At 43.8% G+C, this 19,047-nt stretch carries 17 protein-coding genes and 1 tRNA gene; 9 read left to right on the top strand and 9 right to left on the bottom strand.

The window, feature by feature from the left end:
• The first annotated feature begins 1 nt into the window (after position 1).
• From KYK27_RS17370 to groL, 4 genes are all read left to right on the top strand, one after another.
• The gene (locus KYK27_RS17370) at positions 2-1,336 is read left to right on the top strand and encodes a tetratricopeptide repeat protein (RefSeq protein ID WP_199111584.1); all 1,335 of its coding nucleotides are present in this window, start codon (positions 2-4) and stop codon (positions 1,334-1,336) included.
• A 1-nt stretch (position 1,337) separates the two neighbouring features.
• Positions 1,338-1,730, top strand: a complete 393-nt coding sequence (gene secG / locus KYK27_RS17365) for a preprotein translocase subunit SecG (RefSeq protein WP_199111583.1) — start codon at positions 1,338-1,340, stop codon at positions 1,728-1,730.
• A gap of 263 nt (positions 1,731-1,993) precedes the next feature.
• Positions 1,994-2,284 (top strand): co-chaperone GroES, encoded by a 291-nt coding sequence (groES, locus tag KYK27_RS17360; protein WP_199111582.1) that lies wholly within the window; start codon positions 1,994-1,996, stop codon positions 2,282-2,284.
• A 38-nt stretch (positions 2,285-2,322) separates the two neighbouring features.
• Complete coding sequence (gene groL, locus KYK27_RS17355; RefSeq protein WP_199111581.1) at positions 2,323-3,963, top strand: chaperonin GroEL; 1,641 nt, start codon at positions 2,323-2,325, stop codon at positions 3,961-3,963.
• 160 nt (positions 3,964-4,123) lie between these two features.
• Here groL and KYK27_RS17350 read toward each other — a convergent pair whose 3' ends face one another.
• Positions 4,124-4,744 (bottom strand): hypothetical protein, encoded by a 621-nt coding sequence (locus KYK27_RS17350; protein ID WP_199111580.1) that lies wholly within the window; start codon positions 4,742-4,744, stop codon positions 4,124-4,126.
• A 189-nt stretch (positions 4,745-4,933) separates the two neighbouring features.
• Entirely contained in the window at positions 4,934-6,355 is a 1,422-nt protein-coding gene (locus KYK27_RS17345; protein WP_199111579.1) for a peptide MFS transporter, read from the bottom strand.
• A gap of 231 nt (positions 6,356-6,586) precedes the next feature.
• Here KYK27_RS17345 and pckA point away from each other — a divergent pair, with 231 nt between their 5' ends.
• The 3 genes from pckA (at position 6,587) to KYK27_RS17330 (ending at position 9,799) form a co-directional block, all read left to right on the top strand.
• Positions 6,587-8,203 (top strand): phosphoenolpyruvate carboxykinase (ATP), encoded by a 1,617-nt coding sequence (gene pckA, locus KYK27_RS17340; RefSeq protein ID WP_199111578.1) that lies wholly within the window; start codon positions 6,587-6,589, stop codon positions 8,201-8,203.
• A 186-nt stretch (positions 8,204-8,389) separates the two neighbouring features.
• The gene (locus KYK27_RS17335) at positions 8,390-9,109 is read left to right on the top strand and encodes a 16S rRNA (uracil(1498)-N(3))-methyltransferase (protein WP_199111577.1); all 720 of its coding nucleotides are present in this window, start codon (positions 8,390-8,392) and stop codon (positions 9,107-9,109) included.
• A gap of 18 nt (positions 9,110-9,127) precedes the next feature.
• Positions 9,128-9,799 (top strand): DUF4159 domain-containing protein, encoded by a 672-nt coding sequence (locus KYK27_RS17330; protein WP_199111576.1) that lies wholly within the window; start codon positions 9,128-9,130, stop codon positions 9,797-9,799.
• Positions 9,800-9,815: 16 nt separating this feature from the next.
• On the opposite strand, the gene KYK27_RS17325 is transcribed toward KYK27_RS17330, so the two are convergent.
• Positions 9,816-10,316 carry a hypothetical protein gene (locus KYK27_RS17325; protein WP_199111575.1) on the bottom strand — a complete coding sequence of 167 codons (501 nt, stop codon included), beginning with the start codon at positions 10,314-10,316 and terminating at the stop codon, positions 9,816-9,818.
• Positions 10,317-10,495: 179 nt separating this feature from the next.
• On the opposite strand from KYK27_RS17325, the gene smc reads away from it, so the two are divergent.
• Positions 10,496-14,017, top strand: coding sequence for a chromosome segregation protein SMC (smc, locus tag KYK27_RS17320; RefSeq protein WP_199111574.1), 3,522 nt, complete (start codon positions 10,496-10,498; stop codon positions 14,015-14,017).
• A gap of 219 nt (positions 14,018-14,236) precedes the next feature.
• Here smc and KYK27_RS17315 read toward each other — a convergent pair whose 3' ends face one another.
• The 6 genes from KYK27_RS17315 to KYK27_RS17290 form a co-directional block, all read right to left on the bottom strand.
• Positions 14,237-14,587, bottom strand: a complete 351-nt coding sequence (locus KYK27_RS17315) for an MmcQ/YjbR family DNA-binding protein (protein WP_199111573.1) — start codon at positions 14,585-14,587, stop codon at positions 14,237-14,239.
• Between the two features lie 24 nt (positions 14,588-14,611).
• Entirely contained in the window at positions 14,612-15,163 is a 552-nt protein-coding gene (locus KYK27_RS17310; RefSeq protein WP_199111572.1) for a 1-acyl-sn-glycerol-3-phosphate acyltransferase, read from the bottom strand.
• A 93-nt stretch (positions 15,164-15,256) separates the two neighbouring features.
• On the bottom strand, positions 15,257-15,883 hold the full coding sequence (locus KYK27_RS17305; protein ID WP_199111571.1) for a hypothetical protein: 627 nt from the start codon (positions 15,881-15,883) through the stop codon (positions 15,257-15,259).
• Positions 15,884-16,015: 132 nt separating this feature from the next.
• Positions 16,016-16,783 (bottom strand): patatin-like phospholipase family protein, encoded by a 768-nt coding sequence (locus KYK27_RS17300; RefSeq protein ID WP_199111570.1) that lies wholly within the window; start codon positions 16,781-16,783, stop codon positions 16,016-16,018.
• 3 nt (positions 16,784-16,786) lie between these two features.
• Positions 16,787-17,629, bottom strand: a complete 843-nt coding sequence (locus KYK27_RS17295; protein ID WP_199111569.1) for an MBL fold metallo-hydrolase — start codon at positions 17,627-17,629, stop codon at positions 16,787-16,789.
• 168 nt (positions 17,630-17,797) lie between these two features.
• The gene (locus KYK27_RS17290; RefSeq protein WP_199111568.1) at positions 17,798-18,748 is read right to left on the bottom strand and encodes an acetyl-CoA carboxylase carboxyltransferase subunit alpha; all 951 of its coding nucleotides are present in this window, start codon (positions 18,746-18,748) and stop codon (positions 17,798-17,800) included.
• A 224-nt stretch (positions 18,749-18,972) separates the two neighbouring features.
• On the opposite strand from KYK27_RS17290, the gene KYK27_RS17285 reads away from it, so the two are divergent.
• Positions 18,973-19,046: transfer RNA gene (locus tag KYK27_RS17285), tRNA-Asp, on the top strand.
• Position 19,047 lies beyond the last annotated feature (1 nt).

Here is a 19,047-nt window from a genome sequence, read left to right as displayed (position 1 = left end):
AATGAATAAATCAGCTTTTCTTGAACTGATACAGAAAGCTTCGAGCATTACAGATCAGCAGACCGCGGAACTGGAAAAGGTATCTAATGCCTTCCCTTACTGCCAGACTGCTCACCTGCTCCTTGCCAAATCTGCTTACGACAAGGGAAGTATGCTTTCTACGCAACGCTTGCGCCGGGCGGCCTCTTACGCCACTGACCGCCAGCTACTGAAGCGCGTCATTTACACGTCGCCTGTTCAAGCCCCTGAGTTTGACGAAACTCTTGCTGCAGAACAGGAAACTACGCTGCAGGAACCTGAAATTACAACTATAGCTCAGCACGAAACTATAGTTGAGGAAACAGTTTCGCCAACTATAACTATAGATCAGTCTCAGATTTCAGAGGATGAAACTATAGCTGTAGAATCATCAGAAACTATCGTTACTATTACCGATGAAGTTGAGGAGCAAACTATAGTTACAGAAAACAAGGCTATAGTTTCGGAAGCTGAGGTTATTACAGATGAGGAGTTGATAGAAGCTCAGGCTGATGCAGTTAGTACTATAGTTAATGAACCTGCTTTAAACCCGGATGCTGAACTGGCAGACCTGTTTACTATAAGAAGCCTGAACACTTCATTCACGGACCTGCTGGCGCAAGCCCCGGATCCTGAAGTTGCAGTAGAGAATACGGAAGTTGAAAATCCGGTGCTCCTGCAAGATACGGAAGCAGCCCTTCAGGAAATAAATCTACAGCCTGATGCTATAATAACTCAGGAAACTATAGTTGAGAGTGTTCCTTTAGCGGTTAATGTATCAGACAACACCGATGTATCGGATATTATAACTACCCATAATCCTGAAGATGCGCAGATAACTTATAACTATGATGAAATTGACCGCATGTATGCGGAAGATGCGCTGGGTTACTGGATGGGGTCGAGCAGAATGGGCGAAGTACTTCAGCTAAAAAACGATTATACACGCCCTAAGCCTTATGCTTTCCATCCGGAGCTGATACTGGAGTATAATAAAACTCACGAACTGGAGAAAGCTATTCAGCCTGCCACCAATATATTAAGCGAGCAACTGGATATTATTGACCAGTTCCTGAAGCTGAACCCAAGGCTGAAAACAATGGCTAATATCAAGCTTAAAGAAGAGCCGCAGGAAGATCTTTCGCTCCGGAATTCAAAGATAAAGAAAGGAATGGCCTCCGAAAACCTTGCTAATATCTTCTTAAAACAAGGTAAAGTTAAAAAGGCAATCAAAATATATGAGCAACTCATTTTGAAAAATCCGGAAAAAAAGAGTTACTTTGCTGAACAGATAGAAAAATTACAAAACTTAAACTAAGATGTACATCGCCCTTATCAGTATTATCATTTTCATTTGCGTGTTGCTAATTCTGGTTGTGCTAGCACAAAACCCTAAAGGAGGCGGGCTTTCCAGCCAGTTTGGAGGCAGCACCAGCCAGCTAATGGGTGTAAAACGTACTGGTGACCTGCTTGAAAAATTAACCTGGGGTTTTGCAATTGCCCTGGTAGTATTAACACTAAGCACACACATGATGGTTGACAGTCATAACGAAGGCCCTGTTGGTAAAAGCGTTAACGAAGAGCGTGCACGTCAGTCACAGCTTCCGGGTGCTCCTGCAGCATTGCCTGGCGCAACTACAGATACTACAGCTGCTATTCCTGATCCTGCTGATATACCAGCAATGACAGATACTGCTAACAACGGAAAATAAGTAACAATTACCAGCATATATTAGTAAGCCAACCTGCATAAGGTTGGCTTTTTTATTTATGGTTTCTGCCACCTCTTCGCTCCCGTTTACCAAAAAGGTTCCTTAGTCTGTCATAAAATGACAAAATTGTCAGGTCTGGCAGAAGCTTAGTCTGTAAAATTGGCTTAAACTATAGCTAAAAGCAGCTTGGCACAAGAAGTGATAAGTACTCATCGGTTTCAAAGTTTAATTTCAACCATAAAACCTAAAAACATTAACAAACTATGTCAATCAGCATTAAACCATTAGCAGACAGAGTGATCGTAGCTCCTGCTGCAGCAGAAGAAAAAACGAAGTCTGGTATCATCATTCCGGACACTGCTAAAGAAAAACCACAGCGTGGTGAGGTAGTAGCCGTTGGCGAAGGCAAAGTATCTGAACAAGGTACATTAATGCAGCCGCAAGTTAAAGTAGGCGACCAGGTGTTGTATGGCAAATATGCCGGTACTGAGATCTCAATTGATGGCGGTGACTACCTGATCATGCGCGAGTCAGATATTCTGGCAGTACTTTAATCTTTCAATAAGTAAAACTTAATCAGATCATATAAACTATGGCTAAGAACATCACATTTGATGCCGACGCACGTGGCAAAATTAAAGCCGGTGTAGACAAACTGGCGAATGCTGTAAAAGTTACGTTGGGTCCTAAAGGTCGTAACGTAATCATTGACAAAAAATTCGGTGCCCCTACTATTACAAAAGATGGCGTTTCAGTTGCGAAAGAAATCGAACTGAAAGATGCTATCGAGAACATGGGTGCACAATTGGTAAAAGAAGTAGCTTCTAAAACTGCTGACCAGGCGGGTGACGGTACTACAACTGCAACTGTATTGGCTCAGGCTATCTACACAGCCGGTATCAAGAACGTAGCAGCTGGTGCTAACCCAATGGACCTGAAGCGTGGTATCGACAAGGCAGTACATGCTGTAGTTGAAAACCTGCGCCAGCAGTCTAAAAAAATCGAAAACTCTTCTGAGATCGCTCAGGTAGGTACAATCTCTGCCAACAACGATGCTGAGATCGGTAAAATGATCGCTGATGCAATGGATAAAGTTGGTAAAGACGGCGTTATCACGGTTGAAGAAGCAAAAGGTACTGAAACTGAAGTAAAAACTGTAGAAGGTATGCAGTTTGACCGCGGTTACCTGTCTCCATACTTTGTGACAAACGCAGAGAAAATGGAAGCTGACTTCGACAACCCGTTCATCCTGATCTACGACAAGAAAGTTTCTACAATGAAGGAGCTTCTGCCAGTATTAGAGCAGGTTGTTCAGACTGGTAAAGGCCTGGTTATAGTTGCTGAAGATGTAGATGGCGAAGCACTTGCTACCCTGGTAGTAAACAAACTACGTGGCTCGCTTAAAATTGCTGCTGTTAAAGCTCCTGGCTTCGGCGACAGAAGAAAAGCAATGCTGGAGGATATCGCTATCCTGACTGGCGGTACTGTAATTTCTGAAGAGCGTGGCTACAAGTTGGAGAACGCAACTCTGGATTACCTTGGTAAAGCTGAGAAAGTGATTATCGACAAAGACAACACGACTATCGTGAATGGTGGTGGTCAGAAAGATGATATCGTTGCCCGTATCAACCAGATCAAATCTCAGATGGAATCAACTACATCTGATTACGATAAAGAAAAACTACAGGAGCGTCTTGCTAAGCTTTCTGGTGGTGTTGCTATCCTTTACATCGGTGCTTCTACTGAAGTTGAGATGAAAGAGAAGAAAGACCGCGTTGACGATGCATTGCATGCAACAAGAGCTGCTGTTGAAGAAGGTATTGTAGCTGGTGGTGGCGTTGCCCTGATCCGTGCTTTAGATGCTCTTAACAACATCGACGTTTACAATGCTGATGAGCAGACTGGTGTAAGCATCATTAAAACTGCACTGGAGGCTCCGCTTAGAACTATAGTTGCCAACGCTGGCGGCGAAGGTTCTGTAGTAGTACAGGCTATCCGCGAAGGCAAAGCTGACTTCGGTTACAATGCCCGTGATGACAGATACGAGAACATGTTCGCAGCTGGTATCATCGACCCTACTAAGGTTACACGCCTTGCTTTAGAGAACGCTTCTTCTATCGCTGGTCTGCTTCTTACTACAGAGTGTGTAGTATCTGAAGAGCCTGCTGAAGAAGGTGCTCCAATGGGCGGCGGTATGCCAGGTGGCATGGGCGGCATGGGCGGCATGATGTAATCAGAAATCCCATAGTATAAATACAAAAAGCCCTTGCAGCGAAAGTTGCAAGGGCTTTTTGTTTTCTGTCTGAATCAGCATTTACGGGATGAAAGGATTAACTGGATTTAAATTACTCTGCATATGTAAAAGACGCAAAATATTGCGTCTCTACATCCTTTTAACTCCTGAACTCTCTAACTCTTTGCCTCTTTGCCTCTCTGATGGCTATCGTTATGTCATGCGGAGCTACTTCATCACCTCCAAAATATGGGTAAAGCTGGTAGCCCTCTCCTTTTCCGGTGCAATGTCTTGGCAGTTCTACAGTCTTATCATTAAGTATAAAAACATACTTGTTGTCATGCATTTGTATTTCATAACTATAAGCCTGATTTAACTCAACTACTCCCACCAGCTCTGACTTTCTCACTTTATTCAGGTAAGTATAGGCATGTATCTCGAGTTGATTATTGTACCAGCGCCAGCCAAAACGTGCGCTGTTACTGTGATGATCGGTATTGCAGTCAGAAATTCCGTATAGTTTGTTTATATCAGCCTGGTTCTCTTTAACAGTCATTTGATAAATGGCTGATGTGTTAAAAGTAGCCTCAAACTTTAAAGCACTCACAGTGCGCAAAGCAAAGGTTGATTTTGTGTCGTGCTCCCCTTTCTTTATAGTATAAACTATAGTATCTGGATCGGGAGTAGAAGCAACAGGGGTAACAGTATCAGTTTTGCAACTGTACAAGGCAAAAAATGAAAGCACAACTATAAGCTGCCACTTCCGGGTAATAGAAAACATGGACTAAAAGTGTAGAATTTGGCTATAAGTTAATTTTTAAAGTATAAGCAATATTATATATAAGCTACTGAAATATAAGCAACTATAGATTAGAATATCACAGATCGCAAAAGTATAAAATTTATAACATAAAAAAGGCCCTGCTAAAATCAGCAGGGCCTTTTTTATAAAAATATTCTGAAACGATGCTTAGCCGCGACCGTGCATCATGTACATCAGTTTACGTGTAAGTGCTATCAGGATTAAACCTGCCAGGATTACGAAACCACCGATAGATGCGAAAATAGTGAACGCTCCCAGTTCTTCAACATAAGAAGCGATGTAACCACCTGCAATCTGAGCAATGAACGGAGCCAGGAACCAAACACCCATCAGCATAGATACCAATGTTACCGGAGCAAGGCGTGTTACCATTGAAAGACCGATCGGAGAAAGGCAAAGCTCACCGATAGTGTGGAAGAAATAAGTAGCGATCAACCAGGCAAGACTTGCTTTAATTGTTTCGTCCGCAACATCATCGCCACCGCGCTCCATAACAGCACCCACCATAAAGAAGAAACCAACACCAAGCAGGATCATACCCATACCCATTTTAGTAGGTATGCTTAAGTCTTTTCCGCGCTTAGCCAGGAATAACCAAAGCTGCGCTGTTAGTGGGGCAAACATTACAATGAATAACGGGTTTACTGACTGAAACCAGGAAGTTGGGATCAGGTAACCAAACACTTCACGGTCAATGTATTTATCTGTGTAAACAGTTAGGGAGCTACCCGCCTGCTCAAAACCTGCCCAGAAGAAAATTACAAATATCGAGATGATAAAGATAACTGATACACGGTCGATCTCTTCTTTTGTAAGCTTATCTGCTTTTTTAGGCTGACCGGTTGCTTCGTCAGTTTCTGCTTTTACAGGCTTAAGACCCAGGTCGCCAAGTAATTTCGGCCCTAAGGTATTGAATACGATCTGGCCGATAACCATACCGATACCAGCTGCCAGGAAGCCGTACTGGAAACCATAATTGGTTACCGTCTCAACACCATTTACAACAGCTTTAGTGGCAAAATAATCTTCAGCAAGGAAACCGCAAACCAGTGGCGCGAAAAATGCACCGATATTGATACCCATGTAGAAGATGGTAAATGCTGAGTCGCGGCGTGGGTCGCCCTGCGCATACAGGTTACCAACTATAGAAGAAATATTAGGCTTAAAGAAACCATTACCTATAATTAACAGTAACAGCCCAAGGTAGGTCATCTCCACTCCTATATATGGTGTAGAGAACAAGCTGAACTGGCCAAGCGCCATCAGCACACCACCTATCAGGATGGCACGGCGGTGACCAATAAATTTATCGGCCAACCAACCACCTATAATAGGCGTAAAATATACGAAACCGGTAAAGTAACCATAAATTAACGCTGCATCTGCTACACTGTAGCCCAAACCGCCTTCCAGGGCAGTTTTTGTAAGATATAGCATTAAAAGGCCACGCATCCCGTAGTAGCTGAAGCGCTCCCATAACTCTGTAAAGAATAACAAGTACAGCCCTTTGGGATGCTTCAGATTTTCTTTATCCGCCGCAGCATTAGGGTGTTGTAGGTTAACAGACATAGATTTAGATTAGTTGATTGTTAGGTTAAATAGTAAACATAAGCGTACGAAGGAAGTAAATATATTAGTTTACGTACAAACTGACAAATATTTCACGTTATATAGTACAAGTGTAATATCAACGTTATTATAAATTACCGAACCATTACTTAGATATATTATTTTTCATATTTTTGTCTCATAATTAGTTATTAAACATCACCTTATTTTAATAAACCCAATAAATTTCAAATGAAAGAATCTGGACATAAATCTAATGCAGTAGGTTTAGACAGCTTAGGTATTAAAGAGGCGAAAGAAGTGCTTTGGAACCTGAGTCCGGCTGAGCTGGTAGAAGAGGCCATTAAAAATGGCGAAGGTGCCCTTACTGATACCGGCGCATTGATGTGCGATACAGGTAAATTTACCGGTCGTTCCCCAAAAGACCGCTTCGTAGTTAAAGATGCCAAAACAGAAAACTCTGTTTGGTGGGGTGATATCAACATCGCATTTTCCCCGGAAAAATTCGACCAGTTGCAAGCCAAAATGGTGGATTTCCTGAAGGATAAGAAGCTTTATGTACGTGATGCTTACGCAGGCGCGCACCCTGATTACCGCTTAAACCTCCGCATAGTTAACACACAGGCGTGGCAGAACCTTTTCTGTAACAATATGTTCCTGCGCTTAACCGAAGAGGAAATCGCCAACCACACTCCTGAGTTTACCATTATCTGCGCCCCTGAGTTCCAGGCTGATCCGGAAGTAGATGGTACACGCCAGGCTAACTTCGCGATCATCAACTTTACGAAGAACATGATCCTGATTGGTGGTACTGGTTACGCCGGCGAAATGAAGAAAGGTATTTTCGGTGTGCTGAACTATATCCTGCCGCACGAAAGAGATACATTATCGATGCACTGCTCTGCCAACGTTGGTAAAGATGGTGATACTGCTATTTTCTTCGGTTTATCAGGTACAGGTAAAACTACCCTTTCTGCTGACCCTAACCGTGGCCTGATTGGTGACGATGAGCATGGCTGGGCTGCTGACAGTGTATTTAACTTTGAAGGCGGTTGCTATGCAAAAGTTATCGACCTGACAAGAGAAAAAGAGCCGCAGATCTGGGATGCGATCAAGTTCGGATCTATAGTTGAGAACACGCGTTTCTACGAAGGAACACGTACTGTAGACTATACAAACAGCTCTGTAACAGAAAACACACGTACCGCTTATCCGATCAACCACATCGATAATGCTGTAGAGCCTTCAAGAGCTGATATCCCTAAAAATATCTTCTTCCTGACAGCTGATGCATTTGGCGTACTGCCTCCGATTTCGAAACTGAATGCTAGCCAGGCGATGTATCACTTCATTTCAGGATACACAGCTAAGGTTGCCGGTACTGAGGTTGGCATTACAGAGCCACAAACTACATTCTCTGCCTGCTTCGGTGCTGCGTTCCTTCCATTACACCCTACCAAGTATGCAGAAATGCTGGGTAAGAAAATGGAAGAGAATAACGTAAATGTATGGCTGATTAACACAGGCTGGACCGGTGGCCCTTACGGCGTAGGTTCACGCATGAAACTGCCTTACACGCGCGCTATGATCACAGCTGCCCTAAATGGTGAGCTGAATGATGTAAGCTTCACGAAACACCCAATTTTTGGGGTTGAGATGCCTGACACTTGCCCTAACGTACCTTCTGAGATCCTGAACCCACGTAATACATGGGCAAACAAGGAGGAGTACGATGCTAAAGCAAGTGACCTGGCTTCTAAGTTTGTAAAGAACTTCGGTAAATACGCCGAGTTTGCAAGCGACGATATTTTAGCTGGTGCTCCTCAGGTTGAAGTAGCTACCAACTAATTAAACTATAGTACCTCAAAAGCCTCGTTGCCCTAAGCAGCGGGGCTTTTATATTTTTATAGGCTTAACAGCGTTAATTTTATAGTTTCGTATATTCAAAAGCGGGCTAACAGGCTTGTAACGCATATAGCTGAACTATAAACTATAGGTTGCTCCATACTAAAACTACAATTTAACTATAGATCTGTGCATTTATTCTATACTCCGGATATCACCCCAAATTTCTATACTTTAAATGAAGAAGAATCGAAGCATTGCACACGGGTTCTACGACTGCAGCAAGGCGACACAGTGTACTTGGTAGATGGTGTGGGCGGCTTATATACAGCTATCATACAGGATGCCAATCAGAAGAAATGCCAGCTGCAGATAGTTGATAAGCAAATAGAATACGGAAAACTGCCTTATACGTCGCATATCGCGGTTGCACCAACAAAGAACATGGACCGCATGGAATGGTTTGTAGAAAAAGCTGTCGAAATTGGTGTAAGTGAGATCACGTTCCTTTTATGCGAACATTCCGAACGTCGCCAGCTGCGCCTGGACAGGTTAGAAAAAATTGCCATCAGTGCCATGAAACAGTCGCAGAAGGGGTATCTGCCCTTGCTGCATGACCTCATTCCTTTCAATAAATTTGTACAGCAGGCACAACACGACCGTACATTTATTGCTCATTTAGAGGAAGATGCTACCAAACCAATCAAGCACTACTTTAGTATAAATCAGCCGCATTGTATCATGATAGGCCCGGAAGGAGACTTCTCTACCGATGAGATAAAAGCAGCTTATGAAGCAGGTATAAGACCAGTTACCCTTGGCGAAAGCCGCCTTCGTACTGAAACAGCTGCGCTTGTGGCCTGCCATACATTACAAGTGCTGCATGAGATATACTCAGCGCTAGATTAACAACTATAAACTATAGAAATGAAACGAACCCTGCTCCTGTTTTTTGTGCTCCTTATAGTTACGCCACTGGCAGCACAGCGCTATAGTTTAAAAATTGCCAAGCTAAAGTATAACGGCGGCGGCGACTGGTATGCCAACAAAACATCTTTGCCAAACCTGATAAAGTTTTGTAACCAGAACTTAAACATGAACATTAAGCCGGACGAAGACGTGGTAGAGGTTGGCAGTCCGGAACTATACAGTTATCCCTTTGTGCACATGACGGGGCATGGGAACGTGGTTTTCTCTGATGCTGATGCCCAAAATCTACGCAATTACCTAACTAGTGGTGGTTTCCTGCACATAGACGACAACTATGGCCTGGATAAATACATTCGGAAAGAAATGAAAAAGGTGTTCCCGGAATATGAGTTTGTAGAGTTACCATTCGATCACCCGATCTACAGGCAGAAATATACTTTTAAGAATGGCCTGCCCAAGATACATGAGCATGACAATAAGTCCCCGCAAGGATTTGGTATCGTACACAAGGGCAGGTTAGTGTGTTTCTATAGCTACGAAACCGACCTGGGCAATGGCTGGGAAGATGCTGAAGTATACAACGACCCAGAAAACAAGCGCCGGGAAGCCTTACAAATGGGCGCTAACATTTTAACGTTTGCCTTAACACAGGGCAGCGGACTACAATAGAACCAAAGAAAAAGGATTAATATTTCCTGTTAAAGATTTCTGAGAGCACAAATGCATCACGTGCTGTAGCTGGATTACGAAGAACAGACGGATCAAACTTACGGAGTGCTACTTTCGGCTTTATCTCATAATTCTCAAATACGGGCTTTCTTTTTATACGGGAGCGATTAGCAGTACTTCTTTCTAACGATACAGCAGCCGGTGCCTGATGCTCATACTTACTAACACTTGGAGTTTCTACGGTCTGGAATTGCTTTACAGGCTTATCATATACTACCTCTCTTGTTTGAGCTTTTGCCTGCTCCATTTTAGGCTGTAATTCACGCAGAATATCTTCAAATGAAGTTACTGGTACTGCAGGTTTGCGTTGCGGCTGTGGGCGTTCAACAGGCGGCTCATTCTCATCCCGGAACTTCTTAGGCTGGGTATTATCTTCCTTAAAATACTTCCTGAAAAAACTAAACAGGAAATAGCCAACTGCCAGCAGTATGTAAAATATGACCTTAAAATCTTCCATCTGTTCGTCGTATTACCAAATATAGCAATTTTATAGTATAAATCCTGCCAAACTATAGTTTAGCATTCTCTAACTATAGAAATCATAAAAACTATAGTTTAATCCGTTACCACACCATCTTAGATACAGGAAATAGTCTTATTTTTGAGATTAGAATTCAGAATTTCTGCTTTTAGCGAATGCAAGTATCAAGATTAGAAATTAAAGGCTTCAAGAGTTTTGGCGACCGAGTGGTCATCAACTTCGACGAAGGGATAACAGGAATTGTAGGGCCGAATGGCTGCGGTAAATCTAACGTGGTGGATGCCATCCGTTGGGTACTGGGCGAGCAGAAAACCCGTAACCTGCGCTCCGATAAGATGGAGAACGTGATATTTAACGGTTCCAAAACCCGCAAGCCGGTGCAGATGGCCGAAGTATCTATCACGTTTGATAATAACCGGGGCGTTTTGCCTACCGAATATTCCCAGGTTACAGTTACCCGCCGCTACCACCGCTCCGGCGACAGCGAATACCTGCTGAATGGTGTGCCTTGCCGCCTGAAAGACATCAACGAACTTTTCCTGGACACCGGAATTGGCTCGGACAGCTATGCGATCATCGAATTGAAGATGGTGGATGAGATCCTGAACGATAAGGAAAACTCACGCCGGTTGTTGTTTGAGGAAGCTGCCGGTATCTCTAAGTTCCGTGTTCGTAAGAAGCAGACGCTTAAAAAGCTGGAAGAAACTGATGCCGACCTGGAGCGCGTGGAGGACGTGTTGTTCGAGATCGGCAAGAATATGAAAACGCTGGAAAGGCAAGCTAAACAAGCTATTAAGTATTTTCAGTTAAAGGAAGACTATAAGAAACATAGTTTAGAGTTTGCCCGCCGCAACATAAGCCAGTACCAGCAAACGATGGAGCGCCTGGAGCAGGACGTGCAGCGCGAAACGGCCCTGAAAGAAGATTACGTTGGTGCTGTAACAAAAGCTGAAGACGCTATTGCTGACCAAAAAGAAGAACTGAACCGCACCCAGGAACAGCTCAGCGAAATGCAGAAAACCATGCAGGTTCAGACAGCAAAGCTGCGCCAACTGGAGAATGATATCAAATTAAAGGCTGAGCGTGGCACGTATCTGAAAGAGCGTATTACACAACTGCGTCAGCAAATAAGCCAGGATTCGTCGAATGTAGAGCACATACAGGAAAGTATAGGGCAACTGCGCGATGAACTGGAAGCGGTACAGGAACAATTTGGCACTGCCGAAGAGCAGGTACAGGCACTGAAAGAGCAATTACAGGACGCAAACGAGCAGAAACAAACTTTACAGGATTCTTTTCAGTATCTGAGCCTGCAGCACCGCGACAAGCAAAACGCCGTTTTCCAGCACCACAAACAATTGGAAATCAGCAATGTGCAGATCCAATCTATAGTTTCGGACCTCGACCGCATGGAACAGCAGCAGCTTACTGCCGACGAAGATGCCCAGTTACTGGCCGAACAACTTCTGGAAGCACAGGAGTTGCTTGAAAATACAACATCAGAACTGGTGAGCCTGCAGGCCAAAGAAGAAACACTACTACAGAATATTGAAAAAACGGAACTGGATATTGAAGCGCTGAAAGAGCAGCTTGTAGACCTGAACCGTACCCGCGATGCCAAGCAAAACCAATACAACCTGACAAAATCTCTAGTCGAGAACATGGAAGGTTTTCCGGAGGCTATCAAGTTCCTGGCTCAATCCGGCGATTGGCAAAAGCCTGCCCCGCTCCTTTCGGATATCATCGTTTGTGAGCCTGAGTATAAAGGCCTTATAGAAAGCTATCTCGAGCCCTACATGAACTTCTTTGTGGTGGATGACTTACAGGATGCCCTGGATGCCGTGGAGCTGCTGAAGAGCCAGAATAAGGGCCGTGCTAACTTTATTATACTTTCGGAGATAGAGGAACTGGAGCCAACCGGCACTTACTCGGAAGGTGACCTGAAAGCTGCTTATGAAGTGGTAAAAGCTGACAAGAAGTACAGTGAGCTCCTGAAGTACATGTTAAACAATGTCTATATCAGTGATGACGTAGATTTGTATGACACAGACTATAAAACGATACTCCTGAAAGATGGCTCAGCTATTAAAAAGCCATTGAGCTTATCAGGTGGATCTGTAGGTGTGCTGGATGGTAACCGTTTGGGCCGCAAGCAGAACCTGGAGACGCTGGCGAAGGAAGTGGAAGAACTGATAAGGCAAACAGATATACTGCAGAGCCGTGTAAATGCGCAGCAACAGATCCTGCTAAACTATAAAGGCGAGTCGCAGAAAGAGCGTATTAAAGAACTGGAGCGCGAAACGGCTAAACAGCAACAGGAATTGCTGACGATACGCATCAAACACGAGCAACACCAGCAGAACCGTCACAACTATACCCAGAAAAAAGAAGAGCTGCTACAACGCAAGGATGAGCTAAGCAGGCTTTTCCTGGAAATGTCGCCGGTAGCGGAAACTGACCAGCAGGAATTGAAGCGCCTGGAAGAAGAACTGGCTGTGTATACATCGCAATTAAATCGTCAGCAGGAACAGATCGCTGTGATAAACGGCATGTATAACCAGGAGAACATCCAGTTCCACCAGCTAAAGAACCGCTTTGCCAGTTTGCAGCAGGAGATTAGCTACAAGCAGAAAACAGTTGAGACAAACCAGGAGCGCATCGAAGGCCTGAAACAGGAAATGGCCAAAGCCGAAGAAGAGATAACTATAGCCAACACTTTTATAGAAGAGAATGAAGCTATAGTGGATCAAATGACCGAGGCACGTCGCGAGTTTGGCTATGAACTGGAAGAAATTGAAAAGAAATACTTCACCCTTCGTGGCGAACTGGATGAAAAAGATAAGACTATCCGCGAGCTCCAGCGCAAGCGCCAGAACGCAGATGAGTTATTAATGCGCATGCAGCAAGCCCTAAACGACACTAAGATTAAACTGGTATCGGTGCAGGAGCGTCTAGCCGTGGAGTTCAACATCGAAACGACAGATCTGCAGCTGCCTGCCGACGAAACGATAGAAATGCCAACCGAAGAGCTGAGCAACTACATTTCTGGCATACGCAGCACGATCGATAAGATGGGCCCTGTGAACGCGATGGCAGCTGAGGCTTACGGAGAGATAGAAGAGCGTAATAACTTCATCACAACGCAGCGCAACGACCTTGTAAACGCTAAGAACACGCTGATCGAAACTATAAATGAGATCGACACGGTAGCCAAAGAGAAATTCCTGGAGTCATTCAATGAGATCAAAGGCAACTTTATACGCGTGTTCCGCAGCCTGTTTACCGACGAAGATAACTGCGACTTGGTAATTACGGACCCAAGCAACCCGCTGGACTCGAAGATCGAGATCATGGCGCAGCCGAAAGGAAAGCGACCGTTAACTATAAACCAGTTATCAGGTGGCGAGAAAACACTGACGGCTATTTCGTTGCTGTTTGCGATCTACCTGTTGAAGCCGGCGCCATTCTGTATCTTCGATGAAGTGGATGCTCCGCTGGATGATGCCAACATCGACAAGTTTAACAACATCATCCGTACCTTTTCCAACGAGTCGCAATTTATAGTTGTAACCCACAACAAGCGCACGATGGCCTCTACAGACGTAATGTATGGCATTACCATGATCGAGGCCGGCATTTCAAGGGTTATTCCGGTTGATTTAAGACAGATCGCCTAAACTATAGATTACCTATAAAACGAAAGGCTCCTGAACTATAGTTCGGGAGCCTTTTCTACTTATTATGCCGCAAGTTTAACGCAGTGCAACTTGTGGCTTACTATGGTGCCAGTTTGTAACTTGCTTAAACCACAAACTATAGTTTCGCCAGTTACAAACTGGCTGCCATGCACAACCACCAGTTTCCGCTACGCTTAAACTGGCAGTATATCATAATATTTAAACTATAGCATCAATCTCTTTCTGTAGTTTTTTAGTAAGTTTTGCCTTTACCAAACTATAGCTCTGCTTAACATAAGTTTCCCACTCAGCCTCTGTTAATCCGCCCCACTCCTTCACATTTACCCATTTATTGCGGGCCATATAAGGAGCAGGTATTATTAGTGGCCTGGCAATCATTTCATCAAACTCTTCATCCGTCACCTTAAAGGAAACAGAATGCGGTGCATCGATGCTTGTCACGCAGAACATCTTCTCACCTACCAAAAAGCAAAGATCTGCGCCCCACTTAATATCCTCTGTTACACCGGGCAAACCCAGGCACAATTCACGTAACGCTTCAATATTCACTTTCTAACTTTTTAACTTCCCAACTTACCTCACTCCCTGCTCAGGGTATTTACCTTGCTTGGTTCTGTAGAAGGCCATTATCTTTTCCAGGTCAGCCTCAATGTCGCCAGTTGGGTATATAGTTGGTCCGATTCCCGCCTCTTTCTTAGCATAGTCCAGATAGCCTAAAACGATAGGTACACCTGCTCCCTCGGCCACATAATAAAAACCACGTCTCCAGCGAGGCTGGTATTTGCGTGTACCTTCCGGGGTAACCATTACACACATATCGCCAGGTGTTTCGTTAAATATCCGGATCATGGCATCTACCATTTTCGTATTCCTGGATCTATCGATTGGAAGTGCTCCCATGGAACGAAGCAAGCCGCCAAACGGGAAACGCATGAATTCTTTTTTAATGGTATAGCGTATAGGGGCATCCATCAGGTAAAACGCTGCACGGGCATACACAAAGTCCCAGTTACTAGTGTGTGGGGCAGCAATCATTACACAACGGCGGTTTTCTGGCGTAAGGTAGCCATTCAGTTTCCAGCCCGAAACCTTAAAGAGGAGTTTAGATAAAAATTTAGCGATCATGTGGGTGTTTATACATCCGGTTAAGCAGCTTTTTAGTTAAGCCTGCTTATGAGATTTGAATCAAAGTGTATAAATACGCACAATTAAGCTTTTTTACAAACCGATTTTGATAACATGCGCGCGTTTGCGCAGCAGGTAAGCCTGGAAACCGACTCCTACCAATGGTCCGAAAGTAGAATAGGCCTGGTCATCTTTCATCTGCCGGAAATACCGGAACGAAAGCATTGGCTCAATAGAAAATTTCTCATTAAAGAAAAAAGCATATCCCACACCCACGGTTGCATCCAGTAGGTTGGATTGGAAACCGTCAGAAAAGTTATGCTTGCCTACGCTTGCCCCTGCTTCGCCGAACACACCATTATCGAGGTAATAGCGCACAAATGGGCCAGCCAGAAAATACGTTTCCTTAAAGGGTTCCTGCTCCGGGTCTGAGGTTACTTTCGTATTTTCATGAAAAAGATTGAGGTTTAACCCTACGGCAAAATCATTAAAAATAAAATAGCCGTTCTTCGACTGTAGATTTGCCTGTATTTTTCTACCATCTTCCTGCGCGCCATTTAAAGAATGCAGGTTATCTGACGTTTTGTAAGCGAAGCCACTAAGGGAACCACCGATCAGAATGGAGCCATGTTTTACTTTAGCTTTAAACATGAAACTCTCATTTTCCTGGGCAAAAACGAACGAAGGAAGTAATAAAAACAGAAGTAGAATTCTTTTCATATGCAGTAAGGGTGTAGGCTAAACATGCATATGTACGAATGATGTTAAAAACGTTTACACTATAGTTATATTTTTTTTAACTAAATAAACAATCAGTTTGTAATCAGATGTTACAACAGGCGCAACTATAGCTTAGTTGGATTCGATGAGCTGTCTCAGATGTTTCTCTAAATGAAGGGTGTAGCGATAGCCTATATCGAAAATCTCATCTGCTTTCCGGAAACTCATCAGGCGGTAAAACTTAAGTTCTGGCGGTTCGATCAGGAAATCGCAGAGGTGCAACCGCATTTTAACATTGTTATTGATGGCCAGATGCGCGGTGCGTTCTACCATACTTCGCAATGTGGTAATTTTCGCCTGGTGGTTGATGGGATTTACATGTACACCAATCTTGATATCACAGTTCTGGTGCAACGGATCAACCGGCATATTATTCAGGAGGCCGCCATCATTAAGTAACTTGCCCTGGTAAGCAATAGGATGATAAAGGATGGGAACTGCTGAGGAAGCAATGAGCGGTTTGATTAACTCACCGCTCGAAAAGTAAACAACCACTCCTTCGTTCATTTCTGTGGCGCTAATTATAACCGGAATGTTCAGATCCTCGAAACAGGCGTTTTTGCCCAGATACTTTTCGTATAATTTCTCCACTTCATCCAGGTGCAGAAAACCAATTTTACCGAAAGCCGGGCGTATGATCTTAAATACACTAAGCTCTCTAATCAGCTTCAGAATCTCTTCCGGTTTATAACCTGCAGCATAAAACACGCTGGCAATAGCCCCTGAACTAACCCCGGACAGGATCGAAACATTAATTCCCAATTCATCAAAAGCTTTTAAAACTCCTAAGTGAGCAATACCACGGGCACCACCACCTGACAAGGCAAGTCCGATCTTCACAGGCTATATTTCTTTTAAGCTAAACGTATCTTTTAAGCGGACACCTTTCTCGGTTTGCTGCACAGTACAGCACTCATTTACAGCATCGTGCTCAAAAAACAGGATATAGTTTTCTTCGGCCGCCTTATCCAGAAAAGCAGCTTTTTCTTCCATAGTTAACAACGGACGTGTATCATAGCCCATTACATATGGCAGCGGAATATGTCCCACAGAAGGCAACAGATCTGCCATGTAAACCAATTTATGGTCCTTATAGTTAATCACAGGCAGCATCATCTTATCTGTATGCCCATTCACATAGATAAGATCAAACTGGGGAATTGGTGAAGGCTGATCAGGATCAATAAATTTAAGATGGCCACTCTCCTGCATTGGTAAAATATTCTCTTTCAGGAAAGATGCTTTTTCGCGCGGGTTTGGCTCTGTTGCCCATTTCCAGTGATCGTCATTCGACCAATACGTAGCATTCGGGAATACAAGTTCCAACTCTTGTTTATCATTTTTATACTTGACACCGCCTCCACAATGGTCAAAATGGAGGTGCGTCAGGAACATATCAGTTACATCTTCCGGGGCAAAACCGGCAGCTTTAAGCGAACTTTGTAAAGATGCATCACCGTGTAAATAATAATGACTGAAAAAACGAGCATCCTGCTTATCTCCTATTCCATTATCAATCAGGATCAATCTATCTCCATCCTCAATCAGCAAACAGCGCATTGCCCAGGTGCACAGGTTATTCTCATCTGCCGGGTTAGTGCGTTGCCATAATGTTTTAGGCACTACACCGAACATGGCACCACCATCCAGTTTAAAAAAACCTGTATCAATAACGTGAAGTTTCATAGTTAGAAAGTTAAAAATTTTGGAAGTTAGAAAGTTGTTCCCTTCCTATACTTCAATCTATAGTTTGCAGCTCAAGTTAAGGTTAACAGGTGAAGTTATAAAAAACAAAAAAGGTAACAAAGCCCTTAAAGCTTCATTACCTTTTTAACTTTTTAACTTAAAAACTTTCTAACTCTCAAGCACCACGCCCATATCCGAGAATTTCTCGATTCGCTGCATAATGCGCTCTTCTGTATCTAAAGCATCAAGTTCGTCCAGCAACTTAACGATTTCACGTTTCATCGTCTTCATCATCTTGTCCGGCTCAGTATGAGCACCGCCAAGAGGCTCTTTTATGATGCCATCTATGAGCCTGTTCTGAAGCATATCTTTTGCTGTAAGCTTCAATGCTTCCGCTGCCTGCTCTTTATAGTTCCAGCTGCGCCATAGTATAGAAGAGCATGACTCTGGTGAGATAACAGAATACCAGGTATTTTCCAGCATCATCACACGGTCGCCAATGGCAATACCCAAAGCACCACCCGAAGCACCTTCACCAATAATGATACAGATAACAGGCACCTTCAGCATAAACATCTCCTTCAGGTTACGGGCAATGGCCTCACCTTGTCCACGCTCTTCAGCTTCTAAACCTGGAAATGCACCCGGGGTATCGATAAGGGTAACGATAGGTCTACCGAACTTTTCTGCCATTTTCATCAGGCGAAGTGCCTTGCGGTAACCTTCGGGGTTAGCCATACCAAAGTTACGCAACTGGCGCTGCTTGGTATTACGCCCCTTCTGTTGACCAATAAACATAATGCTGCGGCCTTCAACTTCACCAAAGCCACCCACCATGGCTTTATCATCACCTACTGTACGGTCGCCATGAAGCTCTACAAACTTATCAGTGATGCCCTTAATATAATCTAAGGTGTATGGCCTATCCGGGTGACGGGAAAGCTGAACACGTTGCCAGCGCGTAAGGTTGGCATACGTTTCCTTTTTCAGGTTTTTTATTTTTTCTTCCAGAGCCTTTACCGCCTCCGAAACATCTACCTGGCTTTCGCTTGCCAGTTTTTTCATTTCCTGCAGTTTGCCTTCTAAGGCAGCAATTGGCTGTTCGAAATCTAAAAGCATATTTTCTTCGCTAGTAATTCGCTACAAATTTAACAGATTATGTTATTACAGGTAAGTAAGTAGAGAAAATATAGTGGAATTGAAAAATAAAAGTGGTGGCACACAACAAATTAGGTTTTTGAAGAGAAAATATAGTGTGAAAAATATGCATTGGTGTTGCACAATACGAAAATACGCTCTACATTTGCATCACTTTAACGAACAGCGTTGAGGGAAACAAAGTTGGTCCGGTAGTTCAGTTGGTTAGAATGCCGCCCTGTCACGGCGGAGGTCGCGGGTTCGAGTCCCGTCCGGACCGC

The organism is Pontibacter populi (genome assembly GCF_019336435.1).
Lineage (GTDB): Bacteria > Bacteroidota > Bacteroidia > Cytophagales > Hymenobacteraceae > Pontibacter > Pontibacter humidus.
The sequence above is the reverse complement of the archived record's forward strand: the minus strand, read 5'-3'. Positions and strand labels throughout refer to the sequence as shown.

Coding starts and splice junctions, on each gene's coding strand:
- KYK27_RS17370 (WP_199111584.1), top strand. CDS start 2: ATGAATAAATCAGCTTTTCTTGAACTGATACAGAAAGCTTCGAGCATT.
- secG (WP_199111583.1), top strand. CDS start 1,338: ATGTACATCGCCCTTATCAGTATTATCATTTTCATTTGCGTGTTGCTA.
- groES (WP_199111582.1), top strand. CDS start 1,994: ATGTCAATCAGCATTAAACCATTAGCAGACAGAGTGATCGTAGCTCCT.
- groL (WP_199111581.1), top strand. CDS start 2,323: ATGGCTAAGAACATCACATTTGATGCCGACGCACGTGGCAAAATTAAA.
- KYK27_RS17350 (WP_199111580.1), bottom strand. CDS start 4,744: ATGTTTTCTATTACCCGGAAGTGGCAGCTTATAGTTGTGCTTTCATTT.
- KYK27_RS17345 (WP_199111579.1), bottom strand. CDS start 6,355: ATGTCTGTTAACCTACAACACCCTAATGCTGCGGCGGATAAAGAAAAT.
- pckA (WP_199111578.1), top strand. CDS start 6,587: ATGAAAGAATCTGGACATAAATCTAATGCAGTAGGTTTAGACAGCTTA.
- KYK27_RS17330 (WP_199111576.1), top strand. CDS start 9,128: ATGAAACGAACCCTGCTCCTGTTTTTTGTGCTCCTTATAGTTACGCCA.
- KYK27_RS17325 (WP_199111575.1), bottom strand. CDS start 10,316: ATGGAAGATTTTAAGGTCATATTTTACATACTGCTGGCAGTTGGCTAT.
- smc (WP_199111574.1), top strand. CDS start 10,496: ATGCAAGTATCAAGATTAGAAATTAAAGGCTTCAAGAGTTTTGGCGAC.
- KYK27_RS17310 (WP_199111572.1), bottom strand. CDS start 15,163: ATGATCGCTAAATTTTTATCTAAACTCCTCTTTAAGGTTTCGGGCTGG.
- KYK27_RS17305 (WP_199111571.1), bottom strand. CDS start 15,883: ATGAAAAGAATTCTACTTCTGTTTTTATTACTTCCTTCGTTCGTTTTT.
- KYK27_RS17295 (WP_199111569.1), bottom strand. CDS start 17,629: ATGAAACTTCACGTTATTGATACAGGTTTTTTTAAACTGGATGGTGGT.
- KYK27_RS17290 (WP_199111568.1), bottom strand. CDS start 18,748: ATGCTTTTAGATTTCGAACAGCCAATTGCTGCCTTAGAAGGCAAACTG.